The 24,988-nt window shown below is 44.1% G+C and carries 25 protein-coding genes; 16 read left to right on the top strand and 9 right to left on the bottom strand.

Annotation, left to right across the window (positions count from 1 at the left end; all coding sequences use genetic code 11):
• Positions 1 to 3: 3 nt before the first annotated feature.
• From GC093_RS25115 to GC093_RS25145, 7 genes are all read left to right on the top strand, one after another.
• Entirely contained in the window at positions 4 to 1,404 is a 1,401-nt protein-coding gene (locus tag GC093_RS25115) for an ABC transporter substrate-binding protein (protein WP_171654658.1), read from the top strand.
• A 77-nt stretch (positions 1,405 to 1,481) separates the two neighbouring features.
• Positions 1,482 to 2,357: a carbohydrate ABC transporter permease gene (locus tag GC093_RS25120; RefSeq protein ID WP_171654659.1), complete on the top strand. Its 876-nt coding sequence runs from the start codon at positions 1,482 to 1,484 to the stop codon at positions 2,355 to 2,357.
• A gap of 13 nt (positions 2,358 to 2,370) precedes the next feature.
• Entirely contained in the window at positions 2,371 to 3,213 is an 843-nt protein-coding gene (locus tag GC093_RS25125; RefSeq protein WP_171654660.1) for a carbohydrate ABC transporter permease, read from the top strand.
• A gap of 42 nt (positions 3,214 to 3,255) precedes the next feature.
• Positions 3,256 to 3,945 (top strand): N-acetylmannosamine-6-phosphate 2-epimerase, encoded by a 690-nt coding sequence (locus GC093_RS25130; RefSeq protein ID WP_171654661.1) that lies wholly within the window; start codon positions 3,256 to 3,258, stop codon positions 3,943 to 3,945.
• Positions 3,946 to 3,948: 3 nt separating this feature from the next.
• Positions 3,949 to 4,827 carry an ROK family protein gene (locus tag GC093_RS25135; RefSeq protein WP_171654662.1) on the top strand — a complete coding sequence of 293 codons (879 nt, stop codon included), beginning with the start codon at positions 3,949 to 3,951 and terminating at the stop codon, positions 4,825 to 4,827.
• Positions 4,828 to 4,894: 67 nt separating this feature from the next.
• Entirely contained in the window at positions 4,895 to 5,749 is an 855-nt protein-coding gene (locus GC093_RS25140; RefSeq protein ID WP_171654663.1) for a MurR/RpiR family transcriptional regulator, read from the top strand.
• A 62-nt stretch (positions 5,750 to 5,811) separates the two neighbouring features.
• Positions 5,812 to 6,276, top strand: a complete 465-nt coding sequence (locus GC093_RS25145) for a NanQ anomerase/TabA/YiaL family protein (RefSeq protein ID WP_171654664.1) — start codon at positions 5,812 to 5,814, stop codon at positions 6,274 to 6,276.
• A 91-nt stretch (positions 6,277 to 6,367) separates the two neighbouring features.
• Here the strand turns inward: GC093_RS25145 and GC093_RS25150 are convergent, their stop codons facing one another.
• From GC093_RS25150 to GC093_RS25170, 5 genes are all read right to left on the bottom strand, one after another.
• The gene (locus GC093_RS25150; RefSeq protein ID WP_171654665.1) at positions 6,368 to 7,549 is read right to left on the bottom strand and encodes an MFS transporter; all 1,182 of its coding nucleotides are present in this window, start codon (positions 7,547 to 7,549) and stop codon (positions 6,368 to 6,370) included.
• 73 nt (positions 7,550 to 7,622) lie between these two features.
• Positions 7,623 to 7,907: an ArsR/SmtB family transcription factor gene (locus GC093_RS25155; RefSeq protein ID WP_171654695.1), complete on the bottom strand. Its 285-nt coding sequence runs from the start codon at positions 7,905 to 7,907 to the stop codon at positions 7,623 to 7,625.
• A gap of 118 nt (positions 7,908 to 8,025) precedes the next feature.
• The gene (locus tag GC093_RS25160; protein WP_171654666.1) at positions 8,026 to 9,075 is read right to left on the bottom strand and encodes a Ger(x)C family spore germination protein; all 1,050 of its coding nucleotides are present in this window, start codon (positions 9,073 to 9,075) and stop codon (positions 8,026 to 8,028) included.
• Complete coding sequence (locus GC093_RS25165; RefSeq protein WP_171654667.1) at positions 9,072 to 10,142, bottom strand: GerAB/ArcD/ProY family transporter; 1,071 nt, start codon at positions 10,140 to 10,142, stop codon at positions 9,072 to 9,074. The genes GC093_RS25160 and GC093_RS25165 overlap by 4 nt, the downstream gene beginning before the upstream one ends.
• On the bottom strand, positions 10,135 to 11,475 hold the full coding sequence (locus GC093_RS25170) for a spore germination protein (RefSeq protein WP_171654668.1): 1,341 nt from the start codon (positions 11,473 to 11,475) through the stop codon (positions 10,135 to 10,137). Before GC093_RS25170 ends, GC093_RS25165 begins: the two co-directional genes overlap by 8 nt.
• Positions 11,476 to 11,684: 209 nt before the next feature.
• On the opposite strand from GC093_RS25170, the gene thyA reads away from it, so the two are divergent.
• The 4 genes from thyA to GC093_RS25190 all read left to right on the top strand — a co-directional run bounded on the left by thyA (position 11,685) and on the right by GC093_RS25190 (position 14,413).
• The gene (thyA, locus tag GC093_RS25175; protein WP_171654669.1) at positions 11,685 to 12,479 is read left to right on the top strand and encodes a thymidylate synthase; all 795 of its coding nucleotides are present in this window, start codon (positions 11,685 to 11,687) and stop codon (positions 12,477 to 12,479) included.
• Positions 12,480 to 12,540: 61 nt separating this feature from the next.
• Entirely contained in the window at positions 12,541 to 13,041 is a 501-nt protein-coding gene (locus tag GC093_RS25180; RefSeq protein WP_171654670.1) for a dihydrofolate reductase, read from the top strand.
• Positions 13,042 to 13,116: 75 nt separating this feature from the next.
• Positions 13,117 to 13,434 (top strand): hypothetical protein, encoded by a 318-nt coding sequence (locus GC093_RS25185; protein WP_171654671.1) that lies wholly within the window; start codon positions 13,117 to 13,119, stop codon positions 13,432 to 13,434.
• A 370-nt stretch (positions 13,435 to 13,804) separates the two neighbouring features.
• Positions 13,805 to 14,413 carry an SET domain-containing protein gene (locus GC093_RS25190; protein WP_171654672.1) on the top strand — a complete coding sequence of 203 codons (609 nt, stop codon included), beginning with the start codon at positions 13,805 to 13,807 and terminating at the stop codon, positions 14,411 to 14,413.
• Here the strand turns inward: GC093_RS25190 and GC093_RS25195 are convergent.
• Positions 14,377 to 16,518, bottom strand: coding sequence for an ATP-binding cassette domain-containing protein (locus GC093_RS25195; protein WP_171654673.1), 2,142 nt, complete (start codon positions 16,516 to 16,518; stop codon positions 14,377 to 14,379). The genes GC093_RS25190 and GC093_RS25195 overlap by 37 nt on opposite strands.
• 433 nt (positions 16,519 to 16,951) lie before the next feature.
• Between GC093_RS25195 and GC093_RS25200 the strand changes: the two genes are divergently transcribed.
• The 3 genes from GC093_RS25200 to GC093_RS25210 all read left to right on the top strand — a co-directional run bounded on the left by GC093_RS25200 (position 16,952) and on the right by GC093_RS25210 (position 20,486).
• Positions 16,952 to 18,142 carry a chromate transporter gene (locus tag GC093_RS25200; RefSeq protein ID WP_246315238.1) on the top strand — a complete coding sequence of 397 codons (1,191 nt, stop codon included), beginning with the start codon at positions 16,952 to 16,954 and terminating at the stop codon, positions 18,140 to 18,142.
• A gap of 310 nt (positions 18,143 to 18,452) precedes the next feature.
• Positions 18,453 to 19,763: an LCP family protein gene (locus GC093_RS25205; protein ID WP_171654675.1), complete on the top strand. Its 1,311-nt coding sequence runs from the start codon at positions 18,453 to 18,455 to the stop codon at positions 19,761 to 19,763.
• Positions 19,764 to 19,802: 39 nt separating this feature from the next.
• Entirely contained in the window at positions 19,803 to 20,486 is a 684-nt protein-coding gene (locus GC093_RS25210; protein WP_171654676.1) for an aspartate/glutamate racemase family protein, read from the top strand.
• A gap of 192 nt (positions 20,487 to 20,678) precedes the next feature.
• Here GC093_RS25210 and GC093_RS25215 read toward each other — a convergent pair whose 3' ends face one another.
• The 3 genes from GC093_RS25215 to GC093_RS25225 all read right to left on the bottom strand — a co-directional run bounded on the left by GC093_RS25215 (position 20,679) and on the right by GC093_RS25225 (position 23,536).
• Positions 20,679 to 21,293: a DedA family protein gene (locus tag GC093_RS25215; RefSeq protein ID WP_171654677.1), complete on the bottom strand. Its 615-nt coding sequence runs from the start codon at positions 21,291 to 21,293 to the stop codon at positions 20,679 to 20,681.
• 1 nt (position 21,294) lies between these two features.
• Entirely contained in the window at positions 21,295 to 21,879 is a 585-nt protein-coding gene (locus tag GC093_RS25220) for a class I SAM-dependent methyltransferase (protein ID WP_171654678.1), read from the bottom strand.
• Positions 21,880 to 22,285: 406 nt separating this feature from the next.
• Complete coding sequence (locus GC093_RS25225) at positions 22,286 to 23,536, bottom strand: glycosyltransferase family 2 protein (protein WP_171654679.1); 1,251 nt, start codon at positions 23,534 to 23,536, stop codon at positions 22,286 to 22,288.
• Between the two features lie 149 nt (positions 23,537 to 23,685).
• Between GC093_RS25225 and yyaC the strand changes: the two genes are divergently transcribed.
• Both yyaC and GC093_RS25235 read left to right on the top strand, forming a co-directional pair.
• Complete coding sequence (yyaC, locus tag GC093_RS25230) at positions 23,686 to 24,243, top strand: spore protease YyaC (RefSeq protein ID WP_246315240.1); 558 nt, start codon at positions 23,686 to 23,688, stop codon at positions 24,241 to 24,243.
• 228 nt (positions 24,244 to 24,471) lie between these two features.
• Positions 24,472 to 24,987 (top strand): PadR family transcriptional regulator, encoded by a 516-nt coding sequence (locus tag GC093_RS25235; RefSeq protein WP_171654681.1) that lies wholly within the window; start codon positions 24,472 to 24,474, stop codon positions 24,985 to 24,987.
• Position 24,988: the final 1 nt, after the last annotated feature.

The following is a 24,988-nucleotide window of genomic DNA, read 5'->3' on the forward strand; positions in this document are numbered from 1 at the left end:
CAAATGAAGAAAACGCGCCTACTTAGTTCGGTTACCGCTCTGATAATATTGAGTTCGGTTATTGCGGGATGTTCAAGCGGCAATAAAGAAACCAATTCGGGACAAGAAGCTTCCGGAAAAAAAGTCGAGCTCAAGGTTTGGTTAACGCCTCAGTGGAAAGGTGTTTTGGATGCCTCGGAACAAGGCGCCGACTATGATAGCTTCTTGAAATATGCGGCTCAGAAATTTTCAGCTCAATATAAGAAGTATGATACAAAAGTAAATGTGGAAGTTATTGCTGGCGATCAGCGGGATCAGCTTCTTAATGTTAACTTAAGCAGTGGCACGGCCCCAGATGTATTTTTTGAAAGCGTTTTTGCAATGGGAGATTATGTGCATCGCGGTGCATTGGTACCGTTAAACGATATCGTGGATGACTCAGCCAAAAGCGATATACCTCAAAACTATTGGGATGCAGTGACCTTCGGAAAAGATGTATATTTCTATCCGTTCCAACATAATCCGGGCACTCTAGTGTATAACGCGGATATGTTTAAAGCAGCTGGATTGGATAAGTTCATCGGTGGAGAAACGGAAATTAAAACATGGACATTAGATGAATACGAGCAAATTTTGAAGGGACTCAAAGATAATCTGCCAAAAACGAAGTATTCCAATACGTACCCGATGTCTTTATTTGCTGTAAATAACCAAGGGGATACATGGAATCTAGCTTACCTGAGAATGTTTGGCAATAAGTTCTTTGATGATCAGGGGAATATTGTTCTGGATGATGCAAAAGGCGCGAAAGCTGCTGCTTGGCTGAAAAAAATCAAAGATGCGGGCTATACGAATCCGGGACCTGAATCTGTGTCGTCCAATGATGCTAATGGGATGTACCTGAATCAGCAGCTTGCGATCAGCTTCACGAATCCGATATTGTTCAATAACGCGAAAATAGATATGGCTAGCGGCAAAACTACCAAGTTCGATTCACGGCTTGCCAATATTCCATCCGAAAGCGGAAATCCACTATCATTTACGTATGTGGTAGGAGCTAGCGTATTCCAAAATAAAGATCAGGCAAGAGTCGAAGTGGCAAAAGATTTTGTTAAATTCTTTTCCACAGATCCGGAATTGGTTAAATCGTCCAAGAATGGCATTCCTGTAAGAAGCTCCGTTTCTAAGGAGTTCGAGAAAGAGAAGCCACTATTTGCCGCTTACAATGCAAATTCCAAAGCTTTATTCAATTTTACTGGCAACGTTCCAGGATATAGCCAGCTTAGGGAAGTTCTGTATCCAGAGCTGCAGGCCCTGTATATGGGAGCCAAAACGCCTGAGCAGGTTGTGAAGGACTATCAGACTAAAGGTAATAAGGTTATTCAAACGAATAAAAATGATTCAGTTATTTACCAAAAGAAATAAATGGACAAACAATATACGATTAACAGCCTTGGGATCGATAAGATACTAAGGCTGCTAACTCAGAAAGGAAAAACGATATGAGACTACGGAATCAATCCCTCAAAGAAAGTATGACTGGCTACTTGTTTATTTTTCCGCAGATGCTCATTTTCCTCATTTTTCTGGTATATCCGATAATTGAAGGCATAAGGCTTAGCATGTATCGGATCAATTATCAAAGCGAGAAGTTTGTTGGACTAGACAATTACGTAGCACTGTTTAATGATCCTGTATTTTTTAAAGCGCTCTTCAACACGGTTGTGTTCGTTGTTTTTATCGTTGTCCTTACGGTCGGTTTTGCGTTATTTGTAGCGTCAGCTGTATTCGACAAGAATGCCAAGTATGTTTCATTCATTAGAGGAAGTTACTATGTACCTGTAATGGTATCCATGGTCGTTATGAGTATGGTATGGAGTTTTCTACTGAATCCGGCTAATGGTATTATTTCTTATTATGCCCAGGATTTAGGTTTTGGTAAAATTAATCTCCTCGGGAAAACAACAACGGTTATGCCGGTTATTATATTCGTAACGTTCGCAACAAATGTTGGGCAAGCGATTATCCTATATATCGCCGCAATGCTCGGCGTATCCAAAGATCTGTTTGAAGCTGCGGAAGTGGACGGTGCCAGCAGATGGCAAGTCATAACTAAAATACTGATTCCGTCAGTCCAATCCACCACGGTATATATTGTGATAATCAACATCATTGCCGTCTTGAAAATTTTTGTTGTTATCCAGCTCTTAACGGGCGGGGGACCGAATAATGCCTCCGTGACACTGATGTACTATCTATACAATAACGCCTTTAAATATAATCAGCTCGGTATAGCTTCTGCTGTAGGGGTTATTATGTTCTTGATTACGTTATTGTTGTCAGTGCCTCAGCTAAGAAGCTTAATTAAGGAGAAGTAAGGAGGGGATCGGTATGTCAAAGACAAAGAATAAGAAGAAGCTGGAGAAATATGATATTGTTTCGAACGTGATCATTTTCATCTTCGCGATTCTTAGCTTGTTTCCTTTATATTGGTTATTTACAAGTTCGCTAAAAAACAGCTCCGATGTTGTGAAGATGCCTCCTGACTGGTGGCCGACCACGATTACTTTCTCCAACTATGCGGATGTGTTTCAAAGCCAGCCGGCTTTAAGGTGGGTATTTAACAGTGTGTTTGTATCTGGAGTCGCCACGGTCCTTGTCATTGTTGTAGGTGCGATGGCCGCGTATGCCTTCTCGAAAATTAAGTTCAAGGGTAGCAACATCATATTCATCATTTTTATTTCGAGTCTGATGATTCCTAAGGAAATCATGATTGTGCCATTATTTCGGATCACACAACAATTCGGGATGCTCAACACTTATAGCGGTATGATATGGCCGAACGTCGCCACCGCCTTTGGCGTGTTTCTATTAAAAGGATTTTTCGATGCGACTCCGAATGCATTAAGAGAAGCATCCAGAATTGACGGGGCAGGGGAATGGAGAACTTTTTTCCAAATTATGCTGCCAATTGTTAAACCCGGAATCGGCGCGTTATTTATATTAAACTTCGTTCAAGTATGGAACGATTACTTATGGCAATCCGTCATAGGACAAGAGAAAAACATGAAAACTTTGATGGTTGGTACCGCAACCTTGATGCAGGATCTTAATCCTAACTTTGCATATAAGATGGCGGGAGCTACTGTTGCTGCGATTCCTATGCTGCTGATCTTCGTGTTATTCCAAAGGTACTTTACCCAAGGCATGACGGCTGGAGCAGTCAAGGAATAACAGATTCAGGAGTAAATATAACAGTTGTGGAGATGGAAACCGATGTATACTAGAAGAAATATACTCGATTTAATAAAAAGAAAGCTGGTCGTTTCTTGTCAAGCATTGCCGGATGAACCGTTGCATAGTCCATTTATTATGGGAAGAATGGCGTATGCGGCCTACTTGGGCGGAGCTGCAGGAATTCGTGCTAACAGCGTTGAGGATATTAAAGAAATCAAGAAACAAGTGGATTTGCCGATCATCGGGATAATCAAAGCCGTGTATGAAGGATCGGAAGTATTCATCACTCCTACTATGAAGGAAATTGATGAGCTTTACCGTGAAGGCGTAGATATGATCGCGATGGACGCAACGGATCGCATAAGACCGGACGGTTCGACCCTATCAGAACTATTTCCGCTAATCAGAGATAAGTACAAGGATCAGCTCTTTATGGCGGATTGCTCGACTTATGAGGAAGCGGTAAAGGCTGTTGAGCTTGGATTTGACAGCGTAGGGACTACTTTAAGCGGTTATACCAAAGCGACGAAAGATAGGGCATTGCCTGATTTTGAATTGGTCGAGAGACTCGTGAATACTTTATCTGTTCCGATTATAGCTGAGGGGGGCGTCTCAACGCCCGAGGAATTGAAGAGATTATATGACCTAGGTATTGATTCGGCGGTGGTAGGGTCTGCTATTACGAGACCGATGGAAATCACCAAAAAATTCATTAAGGCAATTGAGTAATCTATGAAGATATTAGCGGCGGATATCGGCGGCACCAATACCAAGATCGGCATTTGCAATGAACGAGGGCATATCGATCAATTTAAGGAATATTCTACTGAAAGCCATATGGGGGGCCTTCATGTAGTGGAAAGATTGCTTGTCCAGATGGCAGCGTATGACAATTACGATGCCATCGCTATCAGTACAGCGGGACAAGTGAATACCGATGAGGGATATATTGTTTATGCAAACGAGAATATTCCCGATTACACAGGAATGAGGATTAGGGAGATCGTTGAGAATCGATTTCATAAGCATGTTAAGGTAGAAAATGATGTTAATGCCGCTGCGTTGGGTGAGGCATCTTTCGGCGCGGCCGAATCGTTCCATGATTTCTTATGTCTCACTTTTGGTACGGGTATCGGCGGAGCCATCGTTATCAACCGTCAGATATACCGGGGAGCTAACGGGGTGGCAGCGGAGTTCGGCCATATCTTTACTCATCCGTTGTCGGAAATGAGCAACGGAGCGAGAAAACCTTACTATGAAAGCTTTGCTTCAACTACAGCTTTGATCCGAATGGCCCAACAAGCTGATCCGGAATGTGTGGACGGGAAAGTTTTTTTTGATAAAATAAGGTTAGGAAACGATCATTTAAATCAAATTTTACATTCCTGGGCAGCTGAAGTATCCATCGGTTTGGCTTCACTCATTCATATTTTTAATCCTCCCGCTATTATTGTAGGGGGTGGTGTGATGGAGCAAGATGACCTAGTTCGTTTAGTCGAGGTACAAACCAAAGAGTTGATAATGGAAAGTTTCTCGGACGTGAAAATTCTCAAGGCTTCCCTTGGGAATAAGGCTGGTTTATTAGGTGCGGCATCACTGTTTTTACGTTGAACGTGGCGCAACTGGAATCGCTGATGCTCAATATGTCCGAATCCTGAGGATTAAAGGAAGTGATAGGATGCGCACAATCAACATTTTTACAACTATTCATTCTAAATACAACAACCTGACAACTACGGAAAAAAAAGTGGCGGACTATGTCCTGGAAAACTCGGGAAGTGTCGTATATATGTCGATTACCGATCTCGCGGACATTTGCGGGGTAGGCGAATCCAGTATATTCAGGTTTTGTCGGTCTTTGAGCTATAAGGGGTACCAAGATTTCAAGATTGCACTGGCACATAGCATCACGGTGGAGAATGAAATACCGCAGCTCACGGAAAAAGTTCTGATGAATGACACGATAGAACAGGTTGCATCCAAGGTGCTGTCAACTAATATAAGCGCGTTAAACGAAACGTATAATTTAATTGATAACTCAAAAATTGATGAAGCCATTAACTATTTACTTCAAGCGGAGCGAGTCATATTTTTTGGCGTTGGCTCTTCTTTGATGACGGCGATGGAAGCCAAAATTAAATTTATGCGCATCACAAATAAAACCGAATGCACCATCGATTCGCATCTTCAGATGATGTCAGCGGCTTTGATGACGAAACGAGATGTCGCCGTGATGATTTCATATTCCGGATCAACCAAGGATACTATCGAAGTGGCAAAGAAGGCGAAAGAATGCGGGGCGACCATCATTTCTATTACCCGATTCGTGAAGTCGCCGCTCACCTCTTATTCTGATCTTACATTGCTCTGTGGGGCGAACGAAGGTCCTCTGCAAGGCGGTTCATTATCTGCAAAGATTTCACAGCTCTACTTGTTGGATATTTTATATGTTGAATATTTCAAAAGAGCCTATGAGGAATCCATTAGAAATAAGGAAAGTACGGCGGCATCGGTAACCATTAAATTGCTGTGAGATATCGCGAATGGTGAACTGGACAGACGGTCTGCTGAAATACACTACTGGGGGAATCAGTCATGATTTTGGGTTCAATGTCATTATGGGAAAATCAATGTAAATTCGAGCATCCGGTTATTGTGACAGCGATAGAGGAGCTTAATAAAGCTCTCAAAGAAAATCCCGCTGAAGGACGAATTGAGATCAATGGAGACAAGATGTACGCGTCGATTATGGAATTCGACGCCAAGCCGATGGAAGAGCAGCTTGCCGAGAAGCATGAGTTGTATATCGATGTTCATTACCTGATCGAAGGTGAAGAGACCATCGGATGGTCCTCGCTGCGGGAAGATACTAAAGCCTCTAAACCTTATGACAGTGAACAGGATTACGCGCTGTACGAGCCATCTCAAGACGAGACATTGCTTCATCTAAAGCCCGGCATGTTTGCCGTGTTTTTCCCTAACGATATTCACAGACCTGGAATGGGGCAGTCAACAAGAATCAAGAAAGCTGTAGTTAAAATTCATGTGGGGTTGTTATAACGATAGCTTGGATAAGGCGTTCGGCTGCTTTGAATATGAACGGAGAAAAATAGGTAGAGCGCTTAGGTTTAAGCGCCCTACCTATTTCACTTTATCCTTGATTGAGTCGGGCTTCCATCTTCCGGCGGGAGCGGGATAGTCCGAGGGAAGCGACAACTGTCCCTGCGGCGACAGTGACTCCAGCAGCCCCAATCCAGCTGATGGATGTCAGTGAAGCTTGCTCAACGACGATGCCTCCGATTCCAGCGCCAGCAGCCATTGCAAGCTGCAGAACGGAGCTGTTAAGGCTAAGCATAATACCGGTAGCGCTAGGAGCGAGAGATATTAAATTATATTGCTGTGTAGGACCTGATGACCAGGCCGAGAAAGCCCATAACATAAGCAGCGGGAAGACGACGACAGAGGAATGGCCCGCTAGCGAAAGCAGAATTAGAGCCACTGCATGAAGCAGCATGCCACCGATCAACGTACGAGGAACTCCCCATTTGTCCGTGCTGTAGCCTCCGAACTTGGACCCGATTAAGCTTGCGATACCGAAGGCGAATAATCCCGCGCTTATTTCCTGTTCACTCATCCCCTTAACAGTAAGAAGAAACGGAGAAATGTAGGTGTAGGCGATAGAATAGCCCGCGATCCAGAAGAATGTGATTGACAAGGCAACGGCGATTTTGGGCTCCTTCAACAAAGCCAGCTGTTCACGGAAAGGTACGGGTTTTTCGCCGTCCGATTGCGGAATCGTGAAGTAGATAACCAGCATAGCGAATAGTCCTAATACGCCGATACCTCCGAAGATTGTCTTCCAATCATAGACAGAGGCGACAACTCTTCCAAGAGGCACACCTACAATCAGGGCGGTACTGAAGCCCATTACAAGCGTCGCGATAGCGCTCCCCTGTTTCTCGGGCGGGGCCATCTTGGAAGCTACGGTCAATGCCGTAACTACGAATACCCCGGTACTCAGAGCCAAGATGATTCGTGATCCAATAAGAAATTGAAATCCCGGTAAAGCAACGGCGATAGCATTCCCAATTACGAATACGCCGAGAGAATAAAGCAGCAGCTTCCTTCGCTCCAGACGGGACGTAACAGCCATAAGGATAGGGGTGCCGAAGGCATAAGCTAGCGAGAAAACCGTTATGAGCTGCCCCGCTGCTGACACGGAAACTCCAATGTCTGCAGCGACCTTATCCAAGATGCCTGCGATAATAAACTCCGATGTTCCAACAAGGAAGCTGACGATCGCCAGCATGTAAATTTTCAACGTATATGACATGTTTATTCTGCTCCTCTCTTCTACTCCAATATATTTATATTTCTAAAAATATAGAAATAACAACGAAAAAAATTTATGACTCAAGTAAATAAGGTGCGTACTTTCGAGCCATTTCACGGTTCACACTGTAGTAAATGTACGTTCCATCCTTACGGAGATCGAGCAGGCCGCAATCTGTTAATTGCTTCAGGTGATGAGATAGTGTCGAGCCAGCGACGGATTCCAGCTTACCCCCGATTGCAGAGCAGCACAGATTTTGCTCCTCTGTAAGTAATAGGGCGATTTTGAGCCGGGTTGGTTCCCCAAGTGCTTTATATACTTTGACGGCTTGCCGTACTTCTGCGTTATCTTCAACCATCATAACTTCTTCACTCCAACCTGTGACATTATTTCTATATATATCGAAATTTAAAATATCATAACCTGCCACAAAAGTAAAGAGTAAAATGTAAAGAAACATCTCTGAATGGATCCGGTTACTTCAAATTTCCTCTATCTCGTATGTTTACATCAACTGTAAATTGATGCTCCATCTTTGGAAACCAATCTTCTCTCCAATGGCTTCTTTGTTTCTCCGACATTTGACTGCTGAACCATAGCCCAAGCCCAAAAATATCTACTTTATTTGTTTGCGTTTTCTTGATCAATTGGTTGAATTGATCACTGATAAGCTTTACAAGCCCTTTCTTGATATCCTCATCGCTAAGCCCTTCACTTTTTTCCCGAATAACCACATCCATTTTCATGTGACTTGTGAGCTTGGGAACAGGGCTCCATTCGGCATGGTTAGAAACGCTTGACTTCACAACAATGACGGATGTTTCACTCATCACTTCTAGAATGTATCCACCAAACCTTCCTTCGAACAGATTATAGATTAGCATTTCATCCGAGGATATTTTCTCCACCATACGGCCCTTAAGCATCATGGCAGAACCGTGAAAACTGAACAGTGTATCGGTTCCTTTGGAGATAATAGGTATGGAAACATCCTCCATGTCGGAATTAATACTGCGAAATACCTTCCATAAGGGCACAATAGATATACTCGGAGTCCACCCGGCTTGTTTGCTGAAAAAATCGTATTCAGTTGCTCCAACGTTTGATGTCCTCTGGTCATGCATCAAGGGCTCCAGTTCTCCCATTACTGTTGCCACCAAAATCTTGGGAGGAATATCGCGTGAACGAATCGCGTACTCCACGATGTCACTAATTCCTTTTTTGGCGATGTTTTCACTAAACAGAATCAATTTTAAATGCATCAAATCGATATCTACTTCTGCTTTTGTTCGCATTATGTCAAACGACTTGGCAATGCTTTGAGCCTCTGCTTCAATGACCTTTAGCTTCTTACCCATCGGATCGGGGATGCGAAGAAATATTCTGTATTTTTCTTTTTTTCCCTCAGTGACCGCCATAACGACCGGCAAGTATCGTTTATTTATATCTTTATGATTCCAGCAGCCGCTGAGAAGCGCAGTACAGCAACAAATGAGTGTCAGCCAAACAAAGCTCTTGAGCTTCAAGCTGGGCTCCTCCTTCCGAATTTGCTCAGGATAAATACAGTTGCTGGAATTGCAATCATACAATAAAGGTATATGGCAGAAAGGAACCGTTCTAAATTTTGCAGCCAATCCAAGTTAGGAATAAGCAGGCCGCATACTAAAACGGCAATCATCAATAAACCTGTGATCCAACGGCTGTTTAAGGGCACATAGAGCTTTTGAATTAGTTTGACGAACATCCAGGCTGCAAGCGAGGTATATAGAAACGAGCCCATTAAGGAGGCAACCACATAAAACAAGGTCAATCGATCGAACATAAGCCAAGCGATATCTACGCTATCCATCACGGCGAGCATCGGATATTGTAATTTGGAAGCGGCCTTTTGACCGAACGTAAGGATGGGATTATATATAGATAACAAATGAAATGGTAGCAGACAAGCATAGGTCCAAACCATATAACGGCTCTTTTGCAGCGCAGGAAAATTCCCGACTGGAATCATCCCCAGAAATAAAAAGGGTAAAAACGAAATCATACCGGAATAATAATCCCCATTCGACAGAAAATCCATCTTCATGTTCACAAGTGGGAAGACGTAATGATAGTTCCAGTTTTGAATTGAGGAAGCAATCGAGAACAGGATCAGGGGAATAATTACTATACTGAAGAGCATACTTGCCCGAAGGAAGGTAAGCGGCCCTTTTGATGCGCTATAAAAGACAAGACCCCAAAGAAGCATGACAGACCATAACGGAAATCGGGGAAGAAAGGATATGACAAGCATTTCTGAATGGTACCGAGGGATAAGTGTCAGGTGGATAAATAAATAAGCGGCAAACGGAAGCAATAAAAGGCGCGCAAGCCATTTCCCCATCATTTCTTTGAATATATCAATCAGATCCTCTTTGGAAAAAGTAAATAATCCTTTTAATAGCAGATAGAGAAATAGCCCTTCAATAAGATAAGAGAATAACACAGGTTCCCAGAACCCTGATGAGGTTGATCTAAGCGCATACTTCGGATAAGTGAATGCTGACAGATTGATATGGAACAGAAAAAAACCAATGAATAAAGCATATTTACTCATTCGAACCACTTTTCTTTAAGCTAAAGCTCAAAAAAGGAACCTGGTACGTGGTAATCCCTGCCAAGTAAAGACCAAGCCATACGAGTCCGCTGGCGATTCCCATTACTCCGTACATGGAACCAAACAATAAGATGACATATTTCAACATGCGAATAGAAACGGTGTTCTGAAATCCGGCTAGCGTTAGATTGGCAATCATAGTTGCGGCTACAATAATGATCAGCAGATTGCTTACTAATTGTGCCTGTACGATGGCCTGTCCAAGAATAATCCCTCCGATCATTGTTATCGTAGGCCCGATGCTTTTGGGCAGACGTATAGTAGCTTCAATAACCATTTCCATAATTAATAGCATGAGCAGCACTTCAACCAGCGCAGGATATGGGACACCGATACGGCTCTTTGCTATTGACAAGGCGAGTTCAATACGAAGCACCTCGGGATTGACGGAAACGAGGGCTACATACAATGCAGGCATTAATAGAGCTATAGTAAATCCTAAGATCCGAATAAAACGAAAAAAAAGCATAAACAAGATAGGCTGGTTTGAGTCAGTTTTGACGGCCCAAAAGTCGGTAATAATGACCGGCAACGAAAGAGCTATCGGAAAATGGTCGATCATGACAACGGCTTTGCCGGACATTAGGTTAAGCATCGTTTCAGCCGTTAATTCTGTAGAAATGAATGAAGGCACAACGGAATATTGGGGCAATTCCAATACTTTGATCAATTGTTGAATATTGTAGGCTTCTTTATTCTTACTATTTTCCATTCGAGTTATTATTTGCTGAATTACAGTCAGATTTGCCTTGTTTTCCATATAAAAGAGCCCTACAGTGCAGGGGTTGTCAGTCCCGATAAGGAAGGTTTTCATGATCAAATGCTTGTTTTTCAATTGTTTGCGAATAAGACCCATGTTTGTTGCAAGATTCTCTGTAAACGCATCGAACGAGGACTGGAGTACATTCTCGCCTTGCGGTTCGGAGATGCTTCTTTGCAGAGACGGATGCACGGGGTCAATAAGGATATTTACACTGTCTCCATGGAGAAATAGGGCCATCTCTCCATCTAGTAGAGCTTGAACCATATCATCCGCAGCTAAATTGCATTTCCCTCCAACGGTGAGCAGCATATGGTTTAACAAATCGTCCGTATCTGGAGTGATCTCTAATTGAATTAGTGCTTCCATCGTTTTCTTAAAATCGACAAGCGACGCAAGATAGCATACACGAACATTCTGACCCAGCCATACAGTCAGATTGGATGTGAAATCGGCATTGCTCCCTAAACATTGATAGACCTGCTCGAAGGTTTGCAATGAAGCGCGGTTCATAGTCTCACCACCTTTTCTTCCTTGTAGGTTGGGACAGAACTTCTTTTTTTATGCATATCTTTTCCTTATTTGGTTATCTTCTTGATCGCCTATAAATCTCCTGGATACATCCCAAGCTAGGAAATGAATAATTTGTTATAATGAAATTTATTATTACCACGATGCTGTTTTCTTTGAAGCGTCTTGAGTTATCTTGGATGAGGTGGCTAATGAAAGCTTATTTAGAATTACTTAAGGACATTATGGATCAAGGTGTGAAAAAAGAAGATCGTACTGGAACAGGCACAATCTCCGTATTCGGCAGGCAATTTCGAGTTGACCTTTCGAAGGGTTTCCCTCTACTAACAACGAAAAAACTGCATGTTCGCTCTATTTTCCACGAGCTGCTCTGGTTTCTGAGCGGTGATACGAATATTCGCTATCTTCAGGAAAATAAAGTAACAATCTGGGATGAATGGGCCGACGAATCAGGCAATTTGGGTCCTGTATATGGTTCGCAATGGCGTACTTGGCCGGCCCCCGACGGAAAACAGATCGATCAGATCAGCCAAGTGATTGACCAGATTAAGCGTAATCCGGATTCGCGCCGTCACCTTGTGGTCGCTTGGAATCCAGCAGAGGTGGATAATATGGCTTTACCGCCATGCCACTATGCGTTTCAATTTTACGTTGCTGATGGCAAGTTATCTTGCTTATTCAATATGCGCTCTGTGGATACATTTCTTGGGTTGCCGTTTAATCTGGCGAGCTACGCGCTGCTGACTCATATGATGGCGCAGCAATGTGACTTGGATGTAGGTGACCTGATCTGGACCGGCGGCGACGTTCATTTGTATATGAATCATTTGGAGCAGGCTAAGCTGCAGCTGACTCGTGAACCCTATGAGCTGCCTAGGCTGGTTATAGGTCGAAAGCCAGATTCAATATTTGACTACAAATTTGAGGATTTTGTTATTGAAGGGTATCAGAGCCATGCCAGTATTAAGGCGCCGATATCTGTTTAGGTAAGATAAAGAGACGGGGAAATTAATGTCTTAGAATGAGTGGGAGAAGGGTGGTTGGCGCATGATAATTTCAATGATCTATGCCGTCGATGAGCAGGGCGGGATTGGCATCGATAATAAGATGCCTTGGCACTTGCCTGCGGATTCGGCTTTTTTCAGAAGAACGACTAGTGGGCATACCGTACTGATGGGTCGTAAAACCTACGACTCCATTGGAGGAAGACCTCTGCCAAAGCGGCGTAATGTTATTTTGACGAGGGACAGCAGCTTTACCGCTGAGGGCTGCGAGGTTGTTCACACTGTTGAAGCGGCGCTGGAGCTGTTCGGAAACGGCGGGGATGATGAAGAGCTGTTCGTAATCGGCGGGGCTGAGGTGTACGGCTTGTTCATGCCGCATGCGGACAGGCTGTATATTACGGAAATAGCCCACCGGTTTGAGACAGATGCTTTTATGCCGGGGATTGATAAGTCGCAATGGAAGGCAGCTTCCAGAGTGAAAGGCATCAAGGATGACAAGAATCCTTACGATTACGAATTTGTTACGTATGAGAGAATACGTTAATTTAGTAAATAGAGGAATGAAACGGCTTCATTTGGCGCATCTTAATGGTTGAAAAACCTGAGAGGAAGTGTCGAAATGACGAATGTAAATCAGCATCAAATGCCACTGCAGCACATAATCGATGATGCGGAGAAAGCCATACAGATCGCTGAGGATGCGGAAATGGCGGTTCGCCACGCTCAGCTGGAGTCCAACCCTGAGAAGCTCGCCAGCTCTATTCAGAAGCTGGAGACAGCACAGCGAGCCGTGCAGCAGGCTCAAAGCGAATTGAACTCGCATCTCAACGACTCCAATCGCCAGGAGCTGCTGCAGGTACAGGAACAATTGACTCAAGCGAGTCAGTCGATCGATGTTGTCAGCGGTAACACGCATCAGCCGAAGCAGGTTCGTTAAGCTGATCAAGATGCGGATAGCGCATAATTTATGGTTGTGCCATGCCTCATCGGCTTGCCTGGCTTTATTCTGAAGCTAAAAACTAAGAGCTTCGCAATTTTCCAAAAACCCGGATTGCCGTTTTTCTCGGCAGCTTCGGGTTTTTTTGTTCTAATATCATAATTTATTTGTTTTTTAGCGGAGCTGAATCATTCGATTATTGGTAGAAAGCTGCTTTTAATTACGTCGCTGAGCTAATCAAGTGGCTGCTTATTCAGCTTCTTAAAATATTTATATATTCACCTTTTGAAAGAGGCAGGAATCGACATATGAATCGATAATATTATATAAAAATACAAAATATCCTTTTATCGACAAGGAGGGTCTGACCATGATGCATCCACATACGGAATTGCGTTATATTGATGAGTTGATAGGTTTTGGAGTATTTGCTACCCAGTTTATCCCTAAAGGTACTTTAACATGGGCATTGGATGATTTGGATCAGATTCTGGATCCGGAGGTAGTAGATGCCTTGGATGACGATCGAAAAAAGCTGGTTTTAAAATACTCCTACCGCAATCAGAATGGGAAGTTCATCCTCTGCTGGGATAACGGCCGCTATGTCAATCACAGCTTCCACGCCAACTGTATCGGAACCGCTTATGAAGTTGAAATTGCCATCCGTGATATATATCCCGGGGAACAATTAACGGATGACTATGGCTCGCTTAACGTGGATGAACCGTTTGATTGTTTACCTGAAGAGGGGACCGACAGATCCAGAGTCATGCCTGGCGATCTACTTCAATTCGCAGATTTATGGGATGCTCAGGCACTTGAAGCTTTCCGTCATTATAATGAGGTCGAGCAACCGTTAGCTCCTCTGATTCGACCTGAGTTTAGGGATAAAGTGGAAATCGCGTCAAGACAGAACATACTACTCGACTCCATTCGCGAGATTTATTTTGATCGTGCTTCCATTATGGAAGTTAAATGAGGTACTTGTTTAATTAGGTCTTGAAAAAATTCACGCTGCAGCGTAATAAACACTACAGGTGTCTGAGTATGTATGGTTGCGGTACGGGGAATGTTGTGGAGCAAAGCCACTTCCCCGAAAAAGTCCCCGTCTGATAGTATGGCTACCCGTTTGCTTTCTCCGAACTCGTCCTTCTTCAATACTTCGACTTTTCCCCTTACTATGACGTAGAACTTATCGCCCGAGTCTCCCTCATGGATAATTGTCCGATCTTTGGCATAGGATTCAGTAGCAAAAAAATGGGAAATCTTCTGTAGGAAGGAATCATCCATATCAGAAAAAATAGGGAATAATTTAAGTCGTTCCGCACTAACCTCCACATGATAGCCATCTTCACTGATCTCAAACCCGGTCTGCTTTTGCCACGATTGCTTGTAACGTCCGCCAGATAGCTCCAGTAATTGTTGGTGTGAGCCTAGCTCCGCAATTTCCCCTTGATGAAGTACATAAATACAATCAGCATGTTCAGCTGAAGCGAGACGATGCGTTACGGATATAACGGTCCTCGTGGCGGTTAAGCGTTTTAGTGTCATGTTTATCGCTGCTTCTGTAGCCGGATCTAGTGCAGAGGTAGCTTCATCCAGAATAAGAATAGCTGGATTACGAATAATAGCTCGGGCTATCGCAACACGCTGCCGCTGCCCACCGGACAGACGTCCACCCCGCTCGCCAACATCAGTTTCGTATCCGTCCGGAAGACTCATGATGAAATCATGTATTTCTGCCGAACGTGCCGCATGGATAACTTCCTCATCACTGGCTTCAGGCTTGCCTAGCCGTATATTTTCCATAATAGATGACCGGAAAAGGAAGCTTTCCTGAAACACAATTCCGATTTGCGAACGAAGTGATTGCAGCGTGATCTCGCGTATGTTGGTTCCGTCGTAAAGTACAGATCCTTGCTGTGGATCATAAAAGCGCATCAGTAAATTAATAATTGTGCTTTTACCGGATCCACTGGCCCCGACAAAAGCGGCATAAGTTCCTTTTGGAATTGTAAGGCTGATACTATTGAGGTTTCGTTGTTCGGGAGTATAACCAAATATGACATTGCGAAACTCAATTTCACGTTCAAAGTGCTGTAGACTACTGGCCATTTCGTTATCGGCAACACTTGGCTGCTCATCTAGAAGCTCACGAACACGCTGCATCCCGGAAGTGGCTTGAATAAACTGGGGAGCGAGCCAAGTGATAGCTGCTACCAAATAGCTAAGGCTAATAAGGATAGCACTGAATGCGAGCAGTGATCCAACGGAGAGAAATCCGAAAAAAGCAAGAACCGACCCAGCGCAAATAGTCATGAGGTTGAGAAGCATCGTACCCATATTTGTCGTGCGGTCTATTACGAAGTTTGAAAAGCTGGAGCGGCTGGATAGGGTTCTGTAATTGGCGATACGATCATCAAAGCGCCGTATAAATAGCTGCTGCAGGCCAAATGCTTTAATGACGGGCTGGGCGCTTACATTTTCCTGAACGACTGTCGCAATGTTAGCTTGCTCTTCTTTGAGCATGTAGCTCGCGTCATAGGCTTTCTGGCCGAATAATTTGGGTCCAATCAAGCATAGAGGGAGACCGATAACAGCTAGCAGTGCAAGCTGCCATTGCAAGAAGAAAAGCACTGTTACGTTCAAAATAAGACCCAATATTGATAATAGAGCATAAGGGATCAACATAATGAAGGTATCTATGGATATCAAGTCATTATTGAACCGTGAAACGATGTCCCCGCCGTTAATTCGGTGGTAAAAATCAGTGGACAGGTTCTGCAGCTTCCCGAACAGCTGTCTATAATAATCCGTAACAATGCGGGAACCTAGTCCTGCGAACATGCGGTCGCGGTAGAGGCCAATAATTACTGAAGCGAGGGCAATGAACACCATAATACAAAGGATAACAACGAGATACGAATATTGGTGAGGGACAATGGCCATATCAATAATAAATTTAAAGCTTAATGGCATGAATGTTTCGTAAGCTAGCTCAACCAGAAGGGCAGCTAATAGAAGGGTGGTCTGGAGTTTGTACTGCAGGAAAGAGGAAACAATATGGCGAACGAAGGAAAGCATGAATGACCTCCTGGATTTAACGAACAGATTGATTTATTTTATCATAATTTGTGGTAATTTTGTTCGGTTAAAAACGAGCATTCTTCCGCTATTATCCAATTCACCTTCGTGGATGCAGCATGGTTATTTAATAGGACACCTGATGACCTCTCGGATTCAGATTGTAAGATCGAATTCGTATGTTACCAGATGCAGGAAGTACGTCAATATGTGGTAAGACAATAAATCAGCGTTCGTGCATAGAGGTCAGTGATAACGATTTACTTGCAAACCGCTAAGGGCGTCCATATGGGTTGATTGCTTTTGTTAATCAGTACATTCATATTTTTTCATGTTGCAGGTACTTTTAAAACTGCAGAAGGGTAGATTTCAGTTTACCTGGTTAAATAGGGATGGTAAGCTAATATCGATTCGTAGTAGAGGCGGTGTGAGCTTGAGTAGCAGAACTTCATTATTTGAAATACTAAAAGTATCTTTTCAATTGGGATTGACCTCCTTCGGAGGGCCCGTTGCCCATCTAGGCTACTTTCATGAGGAATATGTGAAGAGGCGTAAGTGGATCGATGAACGAAGCTACGCTGATTTGGTAGCATTATGCCAGTTTCTCCCAGGTCCGGCTAGCAGTCAGGTAGGAATGGGAATTGGCTACATGCGAGGAGGCGTGATTGGCGCTATTCTGGCATGGTTAGGGTTTACCTTGCCTTCGGCAGTAGGCTTGGCTTTGTTCGCATACTTGTGCCAAGGCTTGGATGTTGGTAGCACGGGATGGATTCACGGGCTCAAGCTAGCGGCAGTAGCGATTGTTGCTCAAGCGGTGTGGGGTATGGGGAAAAACCTGATACCTGACCGGAGCAGAGCGACGATAGCGATTTTAACTTGCATGACGATGCTGCTTTTCAACTCGGCGCTTATTCAAATTGCGCTTATTGCAGCAGCAGGCATACTCGGTTCATGGTTATATAAGAATGCTGCTGGGAGCAGTGGCAATGCACATGTTCTGCTAGCAGCTCCCCCCTCCAAACATAAAGAACTCGCCATCTGCTGTTTGCTTGCATTTTTTGGCTTATTGATATTGCTGCCGTTGCTTCGATCTATTTATCCGTCTCAGTGGGTTGCTATTTTCGACAGCTTCTACCGATCCGGTTCGCTAGTATTTGGCGGCGGGCATGTAATGCTGCCTTTGCTTGAAAAGGAAGTCGTACCTTCCGGTTGGATGAGTCAAGAGCAATTCCTTGCAGGTTACGGAGCGACGCAAGCGATTCCGGGCCCGTTATCAACGTTCGCATCCTATCTGGGCTTCGTTATTCATGGCTGGGGCGGTGCAGCTGTGGCTACAGTTGCGATCTTCCTTCCTGCTTTCCTGCTTGTCATGGGCGCAATTCCTTTCTGGGAAATGCTTCGGAAGCAGCCACAGGTCAGGGGTGCTTTATTAGGTATTAATGCATCTGTCGTCGGTATTTTGTTGGCAGCCCTATATGATCCGGTATGGGTGAGTGCGGTGCGGACACCTGGCGATTTTGGCTTGGCGCTAGCGTTATTTGGTGCGCTTATTTATTGGAAGCTGGCGCCTTGGATTGTCGTTGTTGCTGCCGCTGCTGGAGGCATGCTGCTTACGTTGATTTAAACAGCGAAGTGGCGGAAACAGGGGAGCTAGCAGCACCTTACCGCTGGCCTGTCGATATTTTACATTATTTCCCGAGAAATATTAAGTTGGATTTTCCAATTTTCCTCAGCATTTTGCAGCATCTTGAATGTCGTCGAATGATGTTCAGAGCTTATTTAAGACTGTTGTAACTCCAGATATGTTTAGGTCTTAGCCACGAAATAGACAAAAATTGTCGATATAGGAAGAAATGTAAAGAAACTGTAACCTTTCAGCAAATTAAACCGTTTATAATCGTAACCATCGATTTAGAAAGAAACGAGGGAATTCGATGAAAAAAATAATTCTAAAAATTACGTTAGCCAGCGCAGTTGCTATTGCTGCAACTGTTGGTATTTACGCTTATAACATATACGAAACAACCACAGTAGCGATAGATAAAATCGGAACGCCGGAGGTGGTGCCAGTAGAGCAGTCAGCAAAGGTGAAGCCGCTTACGCTGCTGATGATGGGCATTGATTATCGCCCGGAATCCGGAAGTTTGAACTCAGATGTTATTATGGTGGTCACAGTGAACCCTGAGCAGCACTCCGCTACCCTTGTCTCCCTGCCGAGAGACTTACAGATGGCGCCCAAAGGCCTTCCGTCACGAAAAGCTAACTATTATTATCCCTATTTTAATAACGCGGAAAAGAATAGCGCATTTGTAGAGACGAAAAAAGTGTTTAGCGACTTTATGGGCGTTCCAATCGATTATATGGTAACCATAGATTTCGATGGTTTTCGTCAGGTTGTTGACCTGATGGGCGGTTTAACGATCAATGTAGATATGGACATGCGCTATGTGGATGATGAAGACGGAACTGATATTAATTTGAAAAAAGGGATAGCTAAGCTAAGCGGCAAGCAGACGCTGGATTTTGTGCGTTACCGTAAGTCTAACCGGAATACAGATGATTCAAGCGATTTGGCTCGGAACCAAAGGCAACAGCAGGTGTTGAACCAGCTAATGAGTTCACTGAAAAGCACGGGTGGCGTAACTAAGCTGGGACAAATCATTGAAACCGTCGGAAGCCATATGAAGACGGATGTGCCTGCTTCCCAGATTAGAGATTTGATGACGACTTATTTTGATATTTCTCCATCGGATGTAAACTATGTACATTTGGATGGAGAATGGGAGAGCCCTTACATAATCGTTAAGGATGAGGAATTAGAGCTGGCACGGGCTGCTTTAAAGAAACAGCTAGGGGATAAGGGAGCAGCTGTGGTCGGTGAAGATAAAGCTGCGGCCGGTTTGGGTACAGGTAGCGGAAATGGGAAAGAATCGGTTCCAGGCTCCGGCTCCAGCAGCAGTAAGGGAAGCGGCACGGGAGCAAGCGGGGGTTCGAGCGGAAAAGGCAATTCGAGCTCAGGCGCGGGAACTGGAACTGGAAATGCTGCAGGCACCAGTACAGGCAAGGGAGGGGGCAGCCAGACTAAGTCGGAAGATCGCCCAAATAAAGATGGGAATGGCGCAGCTGATCCCGGTGGCAATAGTGTAGGTGAAGCGACGTATGGCAGTAAGGACGGGAAGGAAATCGCACCAAAATCACCTGTGATTATACCGCCTATCCCACCTAAGGCTGGGTCAAATCCTTAGCCATAATCCCTTTGCAATAATAAAGGAGGTTGAATAGCAATGACCCGAAGAATTGGATGCTATCATGCTCATTATTCGAATATTGATTATATTCAACAAGCTTTAGAGCCTTACGATACGGAGCTGATCCATTTTGTAGATCCGGGATTAGACAGACTAAAAGGGGACGCCGACTTCTCAACTGAGAGAGGACAGCGTAAAATCGCTGACATGCTGGGGTGGATCGCATCTAGTCATGTGGATGCGATCTTGGTTACATGCACCTATTTTACTGCTAACCTAACAGAGGAGCTGGAGCGAACGCTTCCGGTTCCTGTTATCAAAATTGATGATCCTATGCTTGCTCAGATATGCACCAGTGATGAGCCACAGCTGCTCGTGTTCACCAATCCGGCGACTGTGGAAGGTACGATGAGCAGAGTGCAGCGATACGCCCAGAGAGTAGGGAAAGCACCGCAGGTGCACATTCATTTACTTGATAATGCATTCCAATTAATTATGATGGGGAAAAGGCGGGCCTATACTGAATTGGTGTCGACAGGGCTGGAACGGTTAGTTGTTCAGTATCCTCAACATCAATTATGGGCTATCCAACTATCTATGCTGCCTGCAGCTGTGCAAGTATCATTAGCAGGAAATATTCGAATTGGTAACCCGTTAGATGCATTGACTGGGGAGATGGTAAAGCTTTTGAAGCTGGAGCGATTACCTCATTGTAAATAAGCGTCCGCATTGATTTTCACCAATAGAACTTACAAGGGCTACAAAACGGAGAGCTTTAACAGAGATCAGGGTTTTCATTGTGTCTATTCATATACGATAGCCCGCGTTTGTAACATGATGGAGGGAGAGCTGAACCAGCAAAGAAGAGGGCCTGCGCCCTCCAATAAATTTCAGCTCTCTGTTCAACAGCGGCTAGCTTAGGCTTGCCGCTTTATTCTTGTATTTTCCGTATAGCTTGACGATCATGAAAATGGCCAATAACACAATCGGCAGCCATATTATTTTAAATGCATGCTGATGGATAAGGGCGCCTAGCTCATCGATATAATCGCCGAATAACCGGCCAGCAGTAAAGAAAACTAAAGTCCAAACGAATCCGGTCGAATAGGAAAGGAGGGCATAACGAGGGAACGTCATCTTGTTAAGACCGACAATATAAGGCACAACATGCCTAACCACTGGGAGGAAATAGCTGATAACTAAGGCGAAGCTTCCATATTTCTCTATCAGGTTTTCTGACGCTATTAAATACTTCTCCATCTTCTTCTTTCGCTTCAGCTTCTCAATGACCGGCTTACCAATAAATCTACCCAGTACGTAGCCAAGGCTTAGTCCAGAGATAACACCCAAATAAGTCACAATAAAAGCGGGGACAACCTGCAGTATCCCGTTAGCTGTCACGGCTCCTCCGGTCATCACTATAACCTCATCGGGAACTGGCATACCAACAATGCCTAACCACAAAGCAAAAAACAATGCCGCGTAACCATACTGTCCAATCATAGACAGCAGCATATCGTAGTTCATTCTAACCCAACTCCCTCTTACGGCAAACATATACAAACGCAGGTGGCAGATTAAATGGGACAACCTTAATTTGCTCAATATGAAAATATTGGCTCAACAGCTGTTTCATCTGTAAAGAATACTGAAAAGCAACAAAGAGTCCATCAGGCTTAAGAGATGCTACAATCTCATCCATCAGCCGCATGCGCAGCTCCTCCGGAAAGTTGAAAAAAGGAAGTCCGCTTATAATAGCATCCAGCTGCTCGATTCCCTCCGTACTAAGAGCTTCTTGAATATTACTGGCATCAGGATGACAGTGATATTCCGGATATTGCCGGGCCAGCTGCTTTCTCAAGACGGGCTCTTTTTCAAATAATAAAATCCGGGTATTTTCCTTTGCAGCGATTTGAATTTGTTTGGTTACAGGGCCCGTTCCTGAGCCAAGCTCTGCAACTGCTTTTACGTTGTCCCATGGGATGCTTCTAGTTAGAGCTTGTGCTAAATATTTGGAGCTTGGAGTAATACTGCCTACATCTTTGGGCGAGCGTAAAAATTTATTTAGAAACAGGAATTTCTCCTGAACCAAGGCGGTTATTTGCACGATCATTATTATTTCCTCCTCATATACAATTCACTAAAAACATCATACATATTTTGGGATATGAGGTTCAACTGTCTGTGGTCCTGATTTGAACTGGACTAAAGGCTAGGATGCTTGTACGAGGAAATAAAAAAACACGGTATATACCGTGTTAGTATGGCGGAGACCCGCAGGGCTTCCGATTCTTTATTAATTCATAGTCTGTAGGACCTGATAAGTTACTACGAGAACAAACGTTATCAAGGTGGCGCCTGTTACATAAGAAAATCGTTTGCATGAGAATGTCATGGCGGTTCTCTCCTTTTAAATAAGTAAAAGTACAGCGAAAGACAGATCAACTATTAAGTGCCTTATACGCTATATGTATATTCTATAATAGCATATCCTTTGCTAGTGTTAAACTTTTGTGAAGCTATCCCATTTTCTTAAGCTCGTCCAACGGATAAAACGTACCGCGCCAATAAATACCGCCCTGTCGGAGCGTCAGCCAGACGGAACGGACGATGATATAGCATAGTAAACAGACGGTGAGCGGCAGAGCTATTATTTCTTTGCCATTATGCCCAATTAAGGAACTGATGAGACGCAGGTATACAACGAGGAGGATTAGGATGGAGCCGATATACAGCCACAAGGCCCAACCACTCAAAATAAAGACGGCAATAAAGGGGAAAAGGAACATCAGGAGCTGTCCCAATACACCGAATGCTGCTAGACGGATACGGTAATGAAAGCCGGAAAATAAGTTTTTCTCTAAGCCCCGGATGGCCTCGCCCAATGAGGAATACCATTCAACCGCGATATGTTCTCTACCTGAGGCAAGTCGTTGACGCAGCCCGGCTTGCTTGACACGTATCCCCAGCTGCAGATCATCATCGGGGCGCAGCGCGAATGCTTTGTGGGTTCCGATGTCCTCGTAAGCCTTACGTGTCATCAGATTAAAAGCGCCCACGCCCATACCATGCTTTTGCTGGTTGTCGATATTGGCCCGCCAAGGCCTCATATACAAGCTGAAGGTAAAGAAAAAGTATTGCACGAATGCCCGCAGCCAGAAGCCGCGTACATTCATATCAGGAGCTAGGGTTAGATGGTCAACACTATGTTCCTTCATATAGTGGATGGAATCAGCTATGGTAGTAGGTTGAAACAGTACATCAGCGTCTGTGAATAAAATATATTGTCCACGTGCCTGCTGATACCCTTGATATAGAGCATGATTCTTACCTATCCAGCCTGCGGGTAGCGAGGTAACATGAATGATCCGCAGCGGAACCGGAATATGCTGTCGGCCCTCCGACCATTTACGCAGCTCTTCCAGCTTGCGTCCGGTATCGTCTTGAGATCGGTCATTTACGGCGATAATTTCTAGCCGGGGATACGTTTGATTCAGCAGATGCTTAACTGTCTCCGCAATGGATGCTTCTTCTTCTTTTGCAGCGATTACGACGGAAACAAGGGGGAATTCATGGTCCGCCTTCACTTGGCGCTGCTGTCTTGCTTTGCTTATAAAAACTACGTTTGAGGCCAGAGCTTCTTCATCCTTATGGTCTTCTTTCACGCTATGTGGCAGATGCAGCATAAGCTCACGAGAACGGTATGTATCCCAAAGCATATATAACCAATAGGATATGGTGACGATGGCCAGCAGTTGGAGTACTAGCATAGGTGTACCCTCCCAGAATTGCTTTTTTGGCATTATATCATGTGCTGCGACAGGACGACAAATCCTTCTGTGGCTGTGCTACAATAAGTAAGCTAAGCGTTTGTTCGAGCTGTCCGGCGCCATATTGAGAGGAAAACAGGGGGGAGCGGATGATGAATAAGGATGTAGTCGGCGATAAGGGCGGTATTGGAGAAGGAAATCAGGTTTTTCGCAAAAGAATCAAGGGAGCGGAGTTGGCTGATTTTCTGCAGACGATACGGCAGCTTGGAGTGGATGTGGATGATTTACTGTTTCTGTGCGTCGGAACAGACCGCTCGACTGGAGATGCGTTGGGACCGCTTGTCGGTATGATGCTAGAGGATGCAGGTTATCCGCATGTGATCGGAACGCTCAAGTCCCCATTGGATGCTGGGAATATTAAGGAGCGATTGAGTGCGCTGCCTCAAGGAAAGCTAGTCATTGCTATTGACGCTTGTCTTGGACAACCGGCTTCATTAGCTAGCTATCAGGTTTCCAATCAGCCATTGGAGCCGGGAAAATCACTTGGCAAGCAGCTGCCTGCGATAGGCGATTATACAATCGCGGCAATTGTTAATGTCGATGGTGGCAACAAATATTCGATATTGCAAAGTACACCTTTGTATCGTGTTTATCTAATGGTGGGGGAAATCGTGGAGGCGGTAAAGAACGTATTTCCGATTCGATGAACCTTTTTATATGAAATGATTACTGAAATTTGCTGCCGAACAACCGAACAACTTTGTGGATTGTTTACAATTACCACGGATGTTCTCTCAGACACTGCCTTCTTTAGGTGGTGTTTTTTTGTTGTGTAGCCTGTAATAAATTTTTCGGGGAAATCAAATAATATCGATTGTTTATTTTCGATATATCGATTATTATTATTCGTAATAAAACTAAAAGGGGATTACAATATGTCGCAGCATCGCAATCATAGACATAAACGGGGAGACAGGGTAGGTCGTATTCAATTAGCGATTCTTCAGCTTCTTCGTATTGAGCAGATGCATGGTTATCAAATAATTAAGCAATTAGAAGAGAGAGCAGAGGGATTATATAGTCCTAGTGCAGGAACTGTATATCCGGCGCTTCAAGAATTACATGACAAAGGGCTAATTGATATTGATGAACAAAAAGATAAAAAGGTTTATTTCTTAAATGAAAATGGAATCAAATACGTTCAGGATTTGGGACTGGAATCGGATCAATTTTGGAGTGAGTGGCGGCACCGTCTGGCTTGGAAGCAATCAGAGGAATTTAAAATGCTGAGAGACGAGTTGGATAAGTGGGAACAGGAGCTTCATCATGCTAAGAAACAATTAATAAGAAACCCAGCTCGCACAGAAGAACTAATGGCTATTCTGGCTGATGCTCGCAAACAAGTATCACTCTGGACACAGATGGATAAGGATACAGAGAATAAGGTTTAAA

This window comes from Paenibacillus foliorum, assembly GCF_013141765.1.
GTDB classification, from domain to species: Bacteria; Bacillota; Bacilli; order Paenibacillales; family NBRC-103111; genus Paenibacillus_S; species Paenibacillus_S foliorum.

Bases quoted from the DNA above. Each gene is read 5' to 3' on its own strand.
- GC093_RS25115 (WP_171654658.1), top strand. From the start codon at position 4: ATGAAGAAAACGCGCCTACTTAGTTCGGTTACCGCTCTGATAATATTG.
- GC093_RS25120 (WP_171654659.1), top strand. From the start codon at position 1,482: ATGAGACTACGGAATCAATCCCTCAAAGAAAGTATGACTGGCTACTTG.
- GC093_RS25125 (WP_171654660.1), top strand. From the start codon at position 2,371: ATGTCAAAGACAAAGAATAAGAAGAAGCTGGAGAAATATGATATTGTT.
- GC093_RS25130 (WP_171654661.1), top strand. From the start codon at position 3,256: ATGTATACTAGAAGAAATATACTCGATTTAATAAAAAGAAAGCTGGTC.
- GC093_RS25135 (WP_171654662.1), top strand. From the start codon at position 3,949: ATGAAGATATTAGCGGCGGATATCGGCGGCACCAATACCAAGATCGGC.
- GC093_RS25140 (WP_171654663.1), top strand. From the start codon at position 4,895: ATGCGCACAATCAACATTTTTACAACTATTCATTCTAAATACAACAAC.
- GC093_RS25145 (WP_171654664.1), top strand. From the start codon at position 5,812: ATGATTTTGGGTTCAATGTCATTATGGGAAAATCAATGTAAATTCGAG.
- GC093_RS25150 (WP_171654665.1), bottom strand. From the start codon at position 7,549: ATGTCATATACGTTGAAAATTTACATGCTGGCGATCGTCAGCTTCCTT.
- GC093_RS25155 (WP_171654695.1), bottom strand. From the start codon at position 7,907: ATGGTTGAAGATAACGCAGAAGTACGGCAAGCCGTCAAAGTATATAAA.
- GC093_RS25165 (WP_171654667.1), bottom strand. From the start codon at position 10,142: ATGAGTAAATATGCTTTATTCATTGGTTTTTTTCTGTTCCATATCAAT.
- GC093_RS25170 (WP_171654668.1), bottom strand. From the start codon at position 11,475: ATGAACCGCGCTTCATTGCAAACCTTCGAGCAGGTCTATCAATGTTTA.
- thyA (WP_171654669.1), top strand. From the start codon at position 11,685: ATGAAAGCTTATTTAGAATTACTTAAGGACATTATGGATCAAGGTGTG.
- GC093_RS25180 (WP_171654670.1), top strand. From the start codon at position 12,541: ATGATAATTTCAATGATCTATGCCGTCGATGAGCAGGGCGGGATTGGC.
- GC093_RS25185 (WP_171654671.1), top strand. From the start codon at position 13,117: ATGACGAATGTAAATCAGCATCAAATGCCACTGCAGCACATAATCGAT.
- GC093_RS25190 (WP_171654672.1), top strand. From the start codon at position 13,805: ATGATGCATCCACATACGGAATTGCGTTATATTGATGAGTTGATAGGT.
- GC093_RS25195 (WP_171654673.1), bottom strand. From the start codon at position 16,518: ATGCTTTCCTTCGTTCGCCATATTGTTTCCTCTTTCCTGCAGTACAAA.
- GC093_RS25205 (WP_171654675.1), top strand. From the start codon at position 18,453: ATGAAAAAAATAATTCTAAAAATTACGTTAGCCAGCGCAGTTGCTATT.
- GC093_RS25210 (WP_171654676.1), top strand. From the start codon at position 19,803: ATGACCCGAAGAATTGGATGCTATCATGCTCATTATTCGAATATTGAT.
- GC093_RS25215 (WP_171654677.1), bottom strand. From the start codon at position 21,293: ATGAACTACGATATGCTGCTGTCTATGATTGGACAGTATGGTTACGCG.
- GC093_RS25220 (WP_171654678.1), bottom strand. From the start codon at position 21,879: ATGATCGTGCAAATAACCGCCTTGGTTCAGGAGAAATTCCTGTTTCTA.
- GC093_RS25225 (WP_171654679.1), bottom strand. From the start codon at position 23,536: ATGCTAGTACTCCAACTGCTGGCCATCGTCACCATATCCTATTGGTTA.
- yyaC (WP_246315240.1), top strand. From the start codon at position 23,686: ATGATGAATAAGGATGTAGTCGGCGATAAGGGCGGTATTGGAGAAGGA.
- GC093_RS25235 (WP_171654681.1), top strand. From the start codon at position 24,472: ATGTCGCAGCATCGCAATCATAGACATAAACGGGGAGACAGGGTAGGT.